General features: G+C 57.2%; 13 protein-coding genes. 4 read left to right on the forward strand and 9 right to left on the reverse strand.

Annotation, left to right across the window (positions count from 1 at the left end; all coding sequences use genetic code 11):
- Positions 1-50: 50 nt before the first annotated feature.
- From DSD30_RS09210 to DSD30_RS09230, 5 genes are all read right to left on the reverse strand, one after another.
- Positions 51-1,739: an AMP-binding protein gene (locus tag DSD30_RS09210; RefSeq protein ID WP_114009326.1), complete on the reverse strand. Its 1,689-nt coding sequence runs from the start codon at positions 1,737-1,739 to the stop codon at positions 51-53.
- 69 nt (positions 1,740-1,808) lie between these two features.
- Positions 1,809-3,269 (reverse strand): cryptochrome/photolyase family protein, encoded by a 1,461-nt coding sequence (locus tag DSD30_RS09215; RefSeq protein WP_114009327.1) that lies wholly within the window; start codon positions 3,267-3,269, stop codon positions 1,809-1,811.
- Positions 3,266-4,000 carry an SDR family NAD(P)-dependent oxidoreductase gene (locus DSD30_RS09220; RefSeq protein WP_114009328.1) on the reverse strand — a complete coding sequence of 245 codons (735 nt, stop codon included), beginning with the start codon at positions 3,998-4,000 and terminating at the stop codon, positions 3,266-3,268. Before DSD30_RS09220 ends, DSD30_RS09215 begins: the two co-directional genes overlap by 4 nt.
- A 7-nt stretch (positions 4,001-4,007) precedes the next feature.
- On the reverse strand, positions 4,008-4,715 hold the full coding sequence (locus DSD30_RS09225) for a ChrR family anti-sigma-E factor (protein WP_114009329.1): 708 nt from the start codon (positions 4,713-4,715) through the stop codon (positions 4,008-4,010).
- On the reverse strand, positions 4,712-5,266 hold the full coding sequence (locus DSD30_RS09230) for a sigma-70 family RNA polymerase sigma factor (RefSeq protein ID WP_114009330.1): 555 nt from the start codon (positions 5,264-5,266) through the stop codon (positions 4,712-4,714). The genes DSD30_RS09225 and DSD30_RS09230 overlap by 4 nt, the downstream gene beginning before the upstream one ends.
- A 227-nt stretch (positions 5,267-5,493) precedes the next feature.
- On the opposite strand from DSD30_RS09230, the gene DSD30_RS09235 reads away from it, so the two are divergent.
- Genes DSD30_RS09235 through DSD30_RS09245 form a run of 3 tightly spaced genes read left to right on the forward strand, consistent with a single transcriptional unit; the run spans position 5,494 to position 8,974 of the window.
- Complete coding sequence (locus DSD30_RS09235; protein WP_114009697.1) at positions 5,494-6,873, forward strand: NAD(P)/FAD-dependent oxidoreductase; 1,380 nt, start codon at positions 5,494-5,496, stop codon at positions 6,871-6,873.
- Complete coding sequence (locus DSD30_RS09240; RefSeq protein ID WP_114009331.1) at positions 6,870-7,721, forward strand: DUF1365 domain-containing protein; 852 nt, start codon at positions 6,870-6,872, stop codon at positions 7,719-7,721. Before DSD30_RS09235 ends, DSD30_RS09240 begins: the two co-directional genes overlap by 4 nt.
- Positions 7,718-8,974, forward strand: a complete 1,257-nt coding sequence (locus tag DSD30_RS09245; RefSeq protein ID WP_114009332.1) for an SAM-dependent methyltransferase — start codon at positions 7,718-7,720, stop codon at positions 8,972-8,974. Before DSD30_RS09240 ends, DSD30_RS09245 begins: the two co-directional genes overlap by 4 nt.
- A gap of 58 nt (positions 8,975-9,032) precedes the next feature.
- On the opposite strand, the gene DSD30_RS09250 is transcribed toward DSD30_RS09245, so the two are convergent.
- From DSD30_RS09250 to DSD30_RS09265, 4 genes are all read right to left on the reverse strand, one after another.
- On the reverse strand, positions 9,033-9,479 hold the full coding sequence (locus tag DSD30_RS09250; protein WP_157967628.1) for a nuclear transport factor 2 family protein: 447 nt from the start codon (positions 9,477-9,479) through the stop codon (positions 9,033-9,035).
- Positions 9,476-10,252: an SDR family NAD(P)-dependent oxidoreductase gene (locus tag DSD30_RS09255; protein WP_114009334.1), complete on the reverse strand. Its 777-nt coding sequence runs from the start codon at positions 10,250-10,252 to the stop codon at positions 9,476-9,478. Before DSD30_RS09255 ends, DSD30_RS09250 begins: the two co-directional genes overlap by 4 nt.
- 119 nt (positions 10,253-10,371) lie before the next feature.
- Positions 10,372-10,905: a CBS domain-containing protein gene (locus DSD30_RS09260; RefSeq protein WP_171021917.1), complete on the reverse strand. Its 534-nt coding sequence runs from the start codon at positions 10,903-10,905 to the stop codon at positions 10,372-10,374.
- Positions 10,906-11,134: 229 nt separating this feature from the next.
- Positions 11,135-12,016: a LysR family transcriptional regulator gene (locus tag DSD30_RS09265; protein ID WP_114009336.1), complete on the reverse strand. Its 882-nt coding sequence runs from the start codon at positions 12,014-12,016 to the stop codon at positions 11,135-11,137.
- 191 nt (positions 12,017-12,207) lie between these two features.
- Between DSD30_RS09265 and DSD30_RS09270 the strand changes: the two genes are divergently transcribed.
- On the forward strand, positions 12,208-13,710 hold the full coding sequence (locus DSD30_RS09270) for a CoA-acylating methylmalonate-semialdehyde dehydrogenase (RefSeq protein ID WP_114009337.1): 1,503 nt from the start codon (positions 12,208-12,210) through the stop codon (positions 13,708-13,710).
- The last annotated feature ends 191 nt before the right edge of the window (positions 13,711-13,901 follow it).

Raw genomic sequence — 13,901 nt, forward strand, 5'->3', positions numbered from 1 at the left:
ATCCAACCCAAAAAGGCTGGCACCCGCCAGCCTTTTTCATTGCGTCTTTCTCAGACCTTAGCTTCTTGCTCCGCCTTGGCTTCGGCTTCTGCCATTGCCCTCAGGCTTGCACGGATGATCTTGCCGCTGGTGGTCATCGGCATTTCTTCGATGAAGCGCACCACACGCGGATATTCATGCGCTGCCAACCGATGTTTGACAAATTGGGCGATCTCGTCGGCCAAATCATCGCTCGGCTCATAGTTGTCTGACAGCAGGATATAGGCGGCAACAACGCTGTTGCGCATCGGGTCGGGCTTGGCGACGACACCTGCCATCTGCACCGCAGGATGCTGCAACAGACAGTCTTCCACCTCGACAGGACCGATCCGATAGCCAGCCGAGCCGATGACATCGTCATCCCGGCCAACAAACTGGATATAACCCTCGTCATCCTTGAGGCCCTGATCCCCGGTCAACAGCCAGCGCTTGCCCCTTGGGCCATCGAGATATTTCTCGGCCGTGGCATCCGGACGGTTCCAATAGCGCAAGAACATCACCGGATCCGGCGACAAAACGGCAATCGCCCCCTGCTCACCGGCTGGCATCACGTCGCCGGTCTGGTCATCAATCACCTCGACCACATGCCCCGGCACCGCCTTGCCAATGAAGCCGGTCTTGTTCACCCCCAAAGACGAGCAAGAAGACAGCACCACGTTGCATTCGGTCTGGCCATAAAATTCGTTGATCGTGACGCCCAGAACCTCACGGCCCCAATCGAGCAATTCATGCCCCAGCGCTTCGCCACCACTGCCCACCGAGCGCATCCGTACAGTCGGTCGTTTGGCCTCGGGCACCTGCCGCATCAGCTTGAGCGCCGTCGGCGGCAGGAAGGCATTGCGGATGCCTTGCTTATGGATGAAATCAAAAGCCCACTCGCCAGTGAATTTCTCCACCCGCCCCGCGACCACAGGCAAACCCAGATGCAAAGCCGGCATCAAGACATCCATCAAGCCGCCAATCCACGCCCAGTCCGCCGGTGTCCAGACCTTGTCTCCCGGAAGGGGAAGAAAATCATGATGCATTTCCACCCCCGGCAAATGGCCAAGCAGCACACGATGCCCATGCAAGGCTCCTTTGGGCAGCCCGGTTGTCCCGGACGTATAAATCAACAAAGCCGGATCATCGGCACGGGTAACGACCGGTTCAAAGACCGGGCTTTCCTGCTGGATTTCAACATGGAACCCAAAGGCACCAATATCGATCCCGTCAATCGAGAGCACCAGCGCCAACTCGGGCAAATCATTGCGCAGCGAAGCGATCTTGCGCGCCCCTTCCCGGTTGGTGATCACAGCGCGCGCGCCGGAATCCTTTAGCCGATGCACCAGCGCTTCTTCGCCAAACAACGAGAAAAGAGGCAGCGACACGCAGCCCATTTTCCACGCCGCGATATGCGCAACGGCAGTCTCAAGGCATTGAGGCAGCAGAACACCAATCCGGTCGCCCACATCGCCGGGGCGCTCCATACCGCGAATACCATGATGCTTCAGGCGATTGGCAAGACGGTTTGACATATCCCGCATCGCCCCAAAACTGAGATCCCGGCTCAGTTTCTTTTCAGAGACTTCGTGGATGGCCAAACGGTCAGGGTCTGATTGCGCCCACTTGTCGCAAACATCGACCCCCATATTATAGATGTCAGGAATGTCCCACCGGAATGCCTGATAGGTATCCCGGTAGCTGTCTTTCTTTTCCAGCATAGTGTCCTCCCCGCTGGCACTGGTCTGATTGCCGCTATGGCCAGCTTTGGAAGATCACCCTAACCCGCTTCACCTCTGAGAAGAAAGCACTTCTTCAGGACTAGTCTCGCCGAGTGCTTGAAAGGCCAAGAGGGCCGCCTCGCGGCTCTGTTTCAAATCGACGATGGGCATCGGATAAGTCTTGCCAAGCGAAACGCCTGCCTCCTTCAAAACCAGCAAAGGTGCGTCCCAAGGTTTGAACAGGAATTTGTCGGGCAGATCGGCCAGTTCAGGCACATAGTGGCGGGTATAGTCCCCCGCCTTGTCAAACTTCTCCCCTTGCAGGACCGGATTGAACACCCGGAAATAGGGCGCGGCGTCTGCCCCGCAGCCGGAAATCCACTGCCAACTGGCGCTGTTGTTGGCCAGATCCGCGTCCAGCAGACAATCCCAGAACCATGCTTCCCCCAACCGCCAGTCAAGCCGCAGATTCTTGACCAGAAACGAGCCAACAATCATCCGCACCCGATTGTGCATATAGCCTGTGCGCCACAGCTCGCGCATGCCCGCATCGACAATCGGAATGCCCGTCTGCCCCTGTTGCCAGGCAGTCAGCCAGCCCGGCGCATCGACCCAGTCAAAGGCCTTGTATTTTTCTTGCAAAGGCTGATGGGGCAGATCTGGATTGTGAAACAGCAGATGATAGGAAAATTCCCGCCAAGCCAGCTCGCTACGGAAATGATCAAGGTCATTTGACGGCGCATCATCGCCCACATCACTGGCCGCATGCCAAATCTGGTTTGGTGAAATCTGGCCATTCGCCAGATAGGGTGAAAGCCGGGAAACATGGCGTTTGGCCGGGAAATTCCGCCCTTCCTTATAGCCTTTGAGGCCGCCGGAGAGAAAGGTCTCCAACACATCCAGAGCGCCCGCCTCGCTCACATCCCAAAGGCTATCCATCTCTTTGTGCCAAGGGATGGACGGCATCAGCCCAAGCGTGTCAAGAGCCACAGCCCCGTCGTCAGCCTTTGCCGCGCAATAGTCGATCCCTTCGGGTGCAGCAATCGGCTCTGGCGGTGGTGGTGCTTGCAGGCAGCCCTTGCGGAAGAAGGGCGTAAAGACCCGGTATGGCGTCTTGTCTGCTTTGCTGATGGTCCATGGCTCCCAAAGAAGCGACCCATTCAGCCGCAGATTCTCGCAACCCATGGATTTGAGTTGCTCGGCAATCGCCTTATCGCGCTTGATCCGCCAAGGTTCATAACAGCGGGTCCAGCTGACGCATTTGGCCCCATAAAGCGCGGCCAGACGCGGCACGATCTCCTCCGCCTTGCCGCGATAGAGCCGTAAATGGCCATGAAGCTGGCGATTGAGGTCTTCCAGCGATTTGTGCAGCCACCAGCGCCGCGCGCCGCCCACGCTGTGGTCACCCGCCGCCTCATCATCGAGAATAAAGATTGGCAGCAAAGCCCCCGCTTCGACGGCCTTGGTCAAAGCAGGATTGTCACCAAGGCGCAAATCCTGCCGGAACCAGTGAATGGCGATCTCTGTCATGGCTCTATTTCCTTCCCCGCCCAATCATAGCAGCGCCCGGTATGGCGTACATTCCGGCTCAGCAACACATCCATCAGGCAAGCCGCCGAATGCGCGGGCGTAAAGAGCTTTCCCTCTGGAACAGATTTCTGAAATGGCTGCGAGAGAGCACTATCCACCGTTCCGGGATGCAGCCCGACCAGCACAGCCTCTTTGTTGCGCCGGAATAACTCAATCGAGGCAGACTTGACCATCATATTGAGCGCAGCCTTCGAGGCGCGGTAGCTATACCAGCCGCCAAGATGATTGTCGGAAATCGAGCCGACCCGCGCACTGATCACCCCGATCCGCACAGGACCGGAGCGGTCCAGCCGCGGCAGCAGATGTTTGAGGATCAGGCTCGGCCCAATTAGATTGAGCGCCAACACCTTGGCGAAAGCCGACGGATCGAGATCTTGCAGACGGCGTTCGGGCGCAAAGCCATCCCCATGCAGAACCCCGGTGGCAATCAGCACCAGATCCGGCTGCCCATCGGCCAGACAAGCCTTGCAGGCAGCCTCTACCAAGGCTTCATTCTCCAGATCAAAACCGCAATGCTGATAAAGCCGCTGACTATGCTTTGTGGTGAAGCCGCCCATCTCGGAGCGGCTGACCACATGCAAAATAGCGTCAGGGAAGCGATCGAGCGCTTGCTCGGCAAACGCTCGCCCAATGGCACCTGATGCACCAATGACTGTGATATTGCGTGGCATGGCGCCATCAAATCCCGATGATCGGCTGAAGCAAACGGGTGATCATCCCTTTGAATTCCAGCGGCGCATCGGTCACCGTGAGGCAAATGCACTCCTCTTCCGTATCGGCCATCGGCTGATGGTGCACCGAATCGTCCGCATCCTGAATATCGCCAACCCGATAGCGACCGGACTCATCGCTGAAAGAGCCCTTCAGCACCATCGTCAATTCGCTGCCATTGTGGCTGTGTTCAGGGGTGATGAAGCCGGGCGACAATTTCAGCAATCGCACCGTTTCCCCTTCCGACCCTTGCATCGGCAGGACAAATTGCTTGATCCCCGGACCAACAGCCCGCCAGCGAATGGCTTCAATATCATCACCGATCACAGCCGCCAGTTTGGTCGGCATCAGCGATGACCCCAGAGCGGGCGGGGCTGCCGATTGGGCCAGATCCATACCGGGACGGTTGAATGGGGCTTCAGGGAAGGTCGATCCCTGTTGCAAGCTCTCGTCCTCATCAATCGACGCCATCATGCGGTCGAACAGATCGTCCGAGACGACCATATCCTCGCATTGATTGAGCATCGCGCCACCAATCGCCTCGGCCTCGGCAACGCGGGCAGCGCAATGCGGGCACACTTCCAAATGACACGCCACCAGCAACGCATGCCCGACAGGCAGCGAACCGGCAGCATAGGCCAAAATCATTTCATCACTCAAATGATGGTGAATCATGCTTCTACCTCTGACAAAATCTTCCTCAGCCGTCCAAAGGCCAACCGCATGCGGGACTTCACGGTCCCAAGGGGCAAGGACAGCTTCTTGGCAATGTCGGCATGCGTGGCTTCTTCATAAAAAGCCATACTGACAATCTCCGCCTGATTGGCAGGAAGCAGCGCGAGCGCCTTGGATACCCGATCCGCCAGCTCACTTCTATGCACGTCTTGAGTCTGTTCCTCATCGAACACCAGCTGCGAAGCGAAATAGTCCTGGTCCTTGTAGACGAAGCTTTTTTCCGATCGCAAACGGTCGATGCGCTGGTTTCGTGCGATGGTGAAAATCCACGTCGATGCCGCAGCCTTGCCGGGGTCATACAAATGGGCTTTTCGCCAAATCTGGGCGAAGGTTTCCTGAACCAGTTCCTCTGCCATTTGCGGGTTGGTGCCCGCCTTGAGATAAAAACTCTTCAGTCTGGGGGCGAAATGATCGAACAGCGCCCGAAAAGCGGGTCTGTCCTTGTCGTTCCCGACTGATACGAGCATGGCATTGAACTGGCCAGAGGTCATAACCTCGCCTCCACTTGATCCTTTTCGCAAAGGTTGCCTCAATGACATTGCCAAATCCACCTAAAAAGCCGTTCGAAGACTGATACTCCGCAGATAGATAATTGGATCACAATAATCATCCACTGCAGAACAGGTCGTCTACGACTTATCGCCTAATGATTGCATTCGATTTCGGTGATCTGATGAAGGCGGGTCTTCGAATAAGGGTAAAACGCTCGGAGAAACAGATGGATATCGCAGTCATCGGATCAGGGGTAGCGGGGTTGTCCGCAGCCTGGCTACTATCGCACAATCACAAAGTCGACCTGTTTGAAAAAGACGATCGCCTTGGCGGACACGCCAATACACAACAGATCGAGCTCAATGGTGCCCCCGTCGCCGTGGATACCGGCTTCATCGTCTATAATGAGCACACCTACCCCAACCTAACCGCCCTGTTTGATCATATCGGCGTTGAGACAGCAGATTCCGATATGTCCTTCTCGGTCTCGCTGGCGAATGGCAAGCAGGAATATTCCGGCACCGGTCTGCGCGGCCTGTTTGCCAAGCCGAGCAACATGCTCAATCCGCGTTTTCTGAAAATGCTTGCTGACATCCGCCGCTTCTATGCCGAAGCCACCGAAGAGTTTGCCGCCAACCCGGACCTTGACGTCACCCTTGGCGCTTATCTCTCGGAGAAAGGCTATTCCGAGGTCTTCATTCGTGAGCATCTGATGCCCATGGGGGCTGCCATCTGGTCGGTGCCATCCGAACAAATGCTGAAATTCCCTTTCTCCGCCTTCATGCGGTTCTGTGTCAATCACGGCCTCGTCCAGTTTCGGGACCGACCGCAATGGCGCACAGTCCCCAGCGGATCTCGCGCCTATGTCGACCGGCTGGCCGCTGGCATTTCAGGTGAGATCCACCTCAATGCCGCCATTGCGGAAATCGACCGCCGCCCCGGCTCGGTGACGCTCTATACCCGCCACGGGACCGAGAAGCGCTATGACCATGTGGTGCTGGCCTGCCATTCCGATCAGGCGCTGCGCATTCTGTCATCGGGCAACGGCGAGGCTAGCGCCGAGGAACAGGCTTTGCTCTCCGCAATTCCTTATCAGCGCAATCTTGCCATTCTTCATACAGATTCCCGCCTGATGCCCCGACGCAAGGCTGCCTGGGCCAGTTGGAACTATTTGCAGCAAAGCGACAAGAGCGGTCAGGGCGAAGAGGCTCAATTGTCCGTCACCTACTGGATGAACAATCTTCAGCCCCTCGACACAGAAGAAGATCTGTTCGTCACCCTCAACCCGATCACCCCGCCCGCAGAGGGCTCGATCCTGCGCTCAAGCATTTATCATCACCCGGTCTATTCGCTGGAAGCGATGGAGGCCCAGAAGCATCTCTGGACCCTTCAGGGCAAAAAGCGCACCTGGTTTTGCGGCGCTTATTTCGGCTATGGCTTCCACGAAGATGGCCTGCAATCCGGCCTTGCGGTCGCCGAGCAATTGGGCGGCATGGCGCGACCATGGCAAGTGGACAATCCATCGGGCCGCATTCACCTCAGTGAGTCCGGCTTGGATCGCCTTGCCCCCTTCACGCCGCAAGCACGAAAGGCGGCGGCAGAATGAGCAACACGCACCCCTTGCAGTTCAGCCCTGAGCCTTGCCTTTATCGCGGTCGTGTCAGCCATGTGCGGCAGGGTCAGGCCGATCATCGGTTGGTCTATAGAGTGGCCTGCCTGCTGCTGCCGCTCCACCGGATGGATGACGCGGCCAAGGCTTCGCCTTTCTTCTCGATCAATCGCTTCAATCTCTTCTCTTTTCATGAGACAGATCACATGGATGAAGGCTTTCCGTCGCTGGAAGGATTCGTGCTGCATTGCCTGCGGACATCCGGTCAGTACAAGCTGCAAGAGGTACTGCCCACGCGCATCTCACTGCTGGCCTTCCCGCGCTTTCTCGGCCACGCCTTCAACCCCTTGTCGATCTTCTTTTGCTGCGATGAAAACGACCACTTGCAGGCCATTCTCTATCAGGTTCGCAACACCTTTGGTCAGCGTCATCACTATCTTTATCGCGTGGATCAGTCATCGATCGAGACAGGTCCCGATTCCCGTCTGCGCCATGGCGGAGACAAAAAATTCTATGTTTCCCCGTTTCTTGCGATGGACGGCCATTATGAATTTGTCATGCGCCTGCCCGACGAGAAGGCAAACTATCAGATCACCATGACCGGCAACCAACCAGCCTCGCTGACCGCCTCCTTTGCCGCCAAGCGCCAACCGCTGACCACCGGCACCTTGCTGCGTCTGGCTGGCATGCTCTGGCAGGGTGGTTGGAAGATCCTTGCCGCGATCCATTTCGAAGCGCTGAAATTGTGGCTGAAGGGGGCACGTTTTCACAAACGCCCACCACTGCCCAGCCAGCCCGTAACCAATCTTACACCGACCCCTGCCGGGAAAGGACCCCTTTCATGACCATGGAAAACGACTTGCTCAATCCCCCACTCCCGCAGGCTCCTCATCTCGCACTGCCCAAGCTGCCCACATGGCTGTGTCGCCTCTGGCACAAAATGCTCACCCCGCTTTTTAAGCACTTTGAGCATGGCCGCATCGAAATCACGCTGCCGTCTGGCGGCCATCTGGTCTATGGAGCAGGCAGCCCGGACGGCCCGACGGCCCATGTGACCGTGCATCAGCATGCCACCCTATGGCGTATCCTGTCGCGCGGCCCGCTTGGCCTTGCCGAAAGCTACATGGATGCCCAATGGTCCTGCGATGATCTGACAACCCTGTTTGACATCTGCCTGAAAAACCGGGCGATCTTCGAAGCCATCCGGGCGCGAGGCTCGGTCGCCCATCTGTTTGCCCGCCTGAAGCATCTCAGTCGCGCCAACAGCCTGAAGGGCAGTCGCCGCAACATTGCCTATCACTATGATTTGGGCAACGACTTCTACGACCTGTGGCTCGACCGCACCATGACTTATTCCTCAGCGCTCGGGGTCAAGGCGGGCGAGGATCTGGCCATCAGCCAATGGCGCAAGTTCGACAAGGCCCTTGCCATGTGCAACGCCAAGGAGGGCGACCATATCCTCGAAATCGGCTGCGGCTGGGGCGCCTTTGCCGAACGTGCAACCGACGCCGGATGCCAAGTGGATGGCCTGACGCTGTCGCGCGAACAGCTTGCCTATTCCACCGTGCGGGCCGAGACCAAAGAGTTCAGCGACCGCGCCCGATTCCATTTGCGTGACTATCGCCACGAGACGGGCACCTATGATGCCATTGTGTCAATCGAAATGATCGAAGCGGTTGGTGAGGAAAATTGGCCGGTCTATTTCCAATGTCTGCGTGACCGTCTCAAACCCGGCGGACAGGCGGCCATTCAGGCCATCACCATCCATGATGACCAATATGAACGCTATCGCCGCAGTGCCGACTTCATTCAGACCTTTATTTTCCCCGGTGGGATGTTGCCCACCAAGAGCCTGATGAAAGACCATGCCGAACAGGCCGGGCTTGAACTGGTGGAGCAGCATATATTCGGTGCCGACTATGCCAAAACACTGGCCCGCTGGCGACAAAACTTCCTTGCCGCATGGCCAAAGATTGCCGCCCTTGGCTATGATGAGCGCTTCCGTCGGATGTGGCTCTATTATCTGTCTTATTGCGAGGCCGGCTTTGAAAATGGCACCATCGATGTCGGCCTCTACAGCTTCAGAAAGCCCGCTTGAGTGCACACCAAAAAGGGGAGGCAAATGCCTCCCCTTTTTTTTCGTCCTTGAAAATGGCTCAAGAGTCCAGCCGCGCCTTGCGAGTGAGGAAACGCAGAAGAGGGCCAATCACCGGCAGCCGACCATAGAAATGCCGACCACTGTCCCAATAGTCATAATGGGCGCAAATCAGCCCCTCCTCGTTGAACTGCAATTCGGTCATGCCGCGCACATGCCAGGCCCCGATCACCTTGACATTGCAATAAAAGTCCCAGCGCATCAGACAAAGCTCATCTGTCCAGGCGAGATCGAGAATATCGAAGCGAGGATCCTCAACATCCTCGAACATTTTCTCAACCAGCCGGACGACCTGATCTCTGCCCCGCACATCGTTGAACGGGTCTATGAAATGCACATCCTCGCTGAGCAATGCTGCAATATCCCCGGCCCGGTCCAACGTGAGCGTTTCAAAATAGTGGGCATATTGCCCGGCAATCTGACGTCGACGATCTTTTCTGTCGCTCATTTGACCATCCTCCGCATCAGGGTGAAATAAAGACCATAGGGAAGCCAGCTGAGCAGGCGCAGCAGCCATGCCATCCGCGAGGGAAAGGCAATCTCGAACCGCTTCCCGTCCAGCCCCTTCATGATCCGCTCAGCGGCTTCCTCTTCGTCCATCAGAAAAGGCATTTCGAAGTCATTCATTTCGGTCAGCCTTGTCGTCACAAAGCCCGGATTGATAACCTGCAACCCCAGCCCCATCTGTTCCACTTCCGGCCGCAAGGTTTCGCACAGACTGAGCAATGCCGCCTTGGTCGGTCCATAAAGCGCCGCATTGGGTAAGCCACAATAGGAAGTAAGAGACGCAGTGATGGCAATGCTGCCCGCTCCGCGCTCTTTCAAGGCAGGCAGAAGGGCCTCGATCAGCGCAACTGCGCCAAGATAGTTCACCGCCATATGGTCCGAGGCTGCGGCATGGCTCAGGGCGCTAATGCCGCCGGGTTGATAGATTGCCGCGCAATAGATCGTCTGGTCCGGCAGACAATCGCGCACAGACAGATCGTCCACCGCCGCGCGCAGATCCTCAATTCTGGTTGCGTCCAGCGGCAGCGCCTCAATGCGATCGGACTGATCGCTCAAAGCCTCGAGTTGTTCAGCCCGCCGCGCACTGGCCACGACCCGGTGCCCCGCTCTGGCATAGCCAAGCGCCAAGGCCCGTCCAATGCCAGAACTGGCGCCGATGATCCAGATCCGCTTGCAGGTATCATTGTCTTTGAGGTCTTTGGAATTGTCAGCCATGAGCGCGAAAATCCTTTCGCACTCCATACGCCACAACCTGAGAGGCAGATCACCCCGATCCGCGTCAAGGGTGCGGAGCAAGTCTGCCCCGCGGCCCAATTTCGATCCTATTGGGGGCTTTAGCCAACCATCAATTGCTTGAGGCGCAGATTCTCATACTCCACTTCCTGCACCCGATGGATAACCATGTCGCGGATCGAAATCATCCCGACCAGTTCGTCACCATCCATGACGGGCATATGACGAAACCGCCCCTTGGTCATCCGATCCATCACATCCAGAACCCGATCCTCACTAGAGCAGGTTTCTGGATTGGCCGTCATATGGGCCGACACCGGATCATGCATCACCATGTCGCCCAATTCTGCGGTCGCAGCAATCACGTCGCGCTCGGACAAGACTCCGACAAGGCCACCATTGTGATTGATCACTGGCATGTTGCCAATTTTGCGTGCAGACAATTCCGCCACCGCCGCGGCCAGCGTCATGCTGGCAGTGATGGTGAAGATCTCGGCGCTCTTTTGCTCGAGGACATCCTGAATCACGGTTTGGGAATAGGCCTTTTCAAATGCCAATCTTGCGTCTTGAGACATGCTGAGTTGGCTTGGTTCCTCAATATCGGCGCGTGGTCCTTGATAGGTGCTAGGTGCCATCATCTCTCTCCGCGAGTGTCCCCTCCGACCTCTTGATCACCACTCGCTGCCGACCAGAGGCTCGTTGTTTTCTGAAAGCCTATCAAACGATTGGCAGATATGGCAATCCACCACAGCTCGAATTGTTACCAATGGCCTAATCGCATTTTCGTGATCACGGCCATTTTAAAAAGCGACAGGGAGACCGGGATCGCTCGCAAAACCCAATTTTTCCCGCCTTTGCTTCCCCTCAACGAAAGATCGCCCGCTCCTCTTCCACCAACCGATAGATATAATCAGACACCGCCTGAATCCGCGCCAACCGCCGCGTGCTTTCGTGATAAACCGCCCAATAGGCCCGCTGAATCGCATGCTGGGGCAGGATTTCAACCAGATTGTCATCCTCCCGCGCCATGAAACCATGCAGAATGCCGATCCCCAGCCCGGCCCGCACGGCCTCCGTCTGCCCCAAAGCACTGGCGCATTCAAACTGGGCACTCTGGCCTTTCATCATCTCACCGGCATAATTGAGCGACGGGCTATAGATCAGATCCTCGACAAAACCCACCAGCCTGTGGGACGCCAGCGCCTCGCGGCTCACCGGGATGCCATGCCGGGCGACATAATCCCGCGAGGCATAAAGCCCAAGGCTATAATCCACCAGCTTGCGCGCCACCAGCCGCCCCACCGACGGACGATCCACCGTGATGACAATATCCGCTTCGCGCCGATTGATCGAAAAGGTCCGCGGCACCGGCACCAGCTGGATGGTCAAATGCGGATAGCGATCCAGCAACGGCGCCAGCCTTGGGGCCAGATAGGCCACCCCGAAACCATCCGGTGCCCCGATCCGCACCACGCCCGAGACATCGATATTGGTCTCTCCAATGCTCGCTCGCGCCGCATCCATTTCCGCTTCCATCCGCTCGGCTGCGAGCTGGAAGTCCTCCCCTTCCGGGGTCAGGACACACCCGGTTGTGCGCCGATCGAGCAGTTTGGCATGGAGTGATTCTTCCAGCGCCGTGATGCGTCGCGCCACCGTGGCATGATTGACGCCCAGACTGCGCGCGGCCTGCAGGATCTGCCCTGCCCGCGCAACCGCCAAAAAAATCCTCACATCATCCCAGTTCATCGCATCAGCTTTCCCTTGCAATAGAGTGCCTTACCTTCATTACTTTAATTTTTGCACATCCGATGAGACTTTGCGACTATTGATATTTATTTTTGTCGAGGCAAAATACAGCCAAGCGTAATCAACAACAAAAAGCTGCATCAGGCAGCGACATGAAGACGCAAATCGACATTCAAGGGAGGATCCCCCCAATGACACGTGAAATCGGTCATTTCATCAATGGTGCGCTTGTCTCCGGCACGTCCGGACGCTTCGCCGATATTTACAACCCTGCGACCGGTGAAGTGCAGGCCAAAGTCGCACTGGCCACCAAGGCGGAGCTTGACGCAGCAGTCGACGCCGCCGCCAAGGCACAGCCAGCATGGGCTGCCCAGAACCCGCAAAAGCGCGCCCGCGTGATGATGAAATTCGTCTCTCTCATCAACCGCGACATGGACAAGCTGGCCGAGAAGCTGTCTTCCGAGCATGGCAAGACCTTTGTTGATGCCAAAGGCGACGTGCAGCGCGGTCTCGAAGTGATCGAAGTCTGCATTGGTGCGCCCCACCTGCTCAAAGGCGAGTTCACCGACAGCGCCGGTCCGGGCATTGACATGTATTCCATGCGCCAGCCATTGGGCGTCGTCGCAGGCATCACACCGTTCAACTTCCCGGCCATGATTCCGCTTTGGAAAATGGGCCCGGCGCTGGTTGCCGGCAATGCCATGATCCTCAAACCATCCGAGCGCGACCCGTCCGTGCCGCTGATGTTGGCAGAATTGCTCAAAGAAGCCGGTCTGCCCGATGGGGTTCTGCAGGTGGTCAATGGCGACAAGGAAAGCGTTGACGCGATCCTCGACAATGAGACCATTGAAGCGGTCGGCTTTGTCGGCTCCACGCCGATCGCTCACTACATTTACACCCGCGCAGCGGAAACCGGCAAACGCGCCCAGTGCTTCGGCGGCGCGAAAAACCACATGATCATCATGCCCGATGCGGACATGGATCAGGCTGCTGACGCCTTGGTTGGCGCTGGCTTTGGTGCCGCAGGCGAACGCTGCATGGCCATCTCGGTTGCCGTGCCAGTGGGTGAAGAGACCGCCGACAAACTGATCGAAAAACTGGTGCCACGCATCGAGAAGCTCAAGGTTGGCCCATACACGGCAGGCGATGATGTCGATTACGGTCCGGTCGTCACCGCAGCCGCCAAGGAAAATATCCTTCGTCTGATCGAAACCGGTGTCGAGCAAGGGGCCGAACTGGTCGTCGACAGCCGCGACTTCCAGCTACAAGGCTATGAAAATGGCTTCTTCGTTGGCCCGCACCTGTTCGACAAGGTGACCACCGACATGGATATCTACAAGAAAGAAATCTTCGGCCCGGTTCTGTCCTGCGTCCGTGCCAAGACCTATGAAGAAGCCATCGGTTACGCCATGGATCATGAATATGGCAACGGCACCGCCATTTTCACCCGTGATGGCGACACGGCCCGTGACTTTGCCAACCGCATCAATATCGGCATGGTCGGCATCAATGTGCCAATCCCCGTGCCTCTTGCCTACCACACCTTTGGCGGCTGGAAGAAATCCGGTTTCGGTGACTTGAACCAGCATGGTCCAGATGCCTTCCGCTTCTATACCCGCACCAAGACCGTGACGGCCCGGTGGCCATCGGGCATCAAGGAAGGTGGCGAATTCTCCATTCCTGTGATGGAATAAGCCTTAATGCTGCGGGGATGTCTCCCTTCCCGCAAGGGCCTCTTGATAGAAGCCTGACCAAGCCGTCGCCATCCTCATCTCGGGCGACGGCTTTTTCATGTTTGTGGAGTCCTTGCTTTGGGCTGGCCTTTGTTGCCATCAGTCAGTATGGTGCACTCTGTTTGATCGCAAGGACAGAGCATCGGCCCTCG

The sequence above is a fragment of the Cohaesibacter intestini genome (assembly GCF_003324485.1).
Lineage (GTDB): Bacteria > Pseudomonadota > Alphaproteobacteria > Rhizobiales > Cohaesibacteraceae > Cohaesibacter > Cohaesibacter intestini.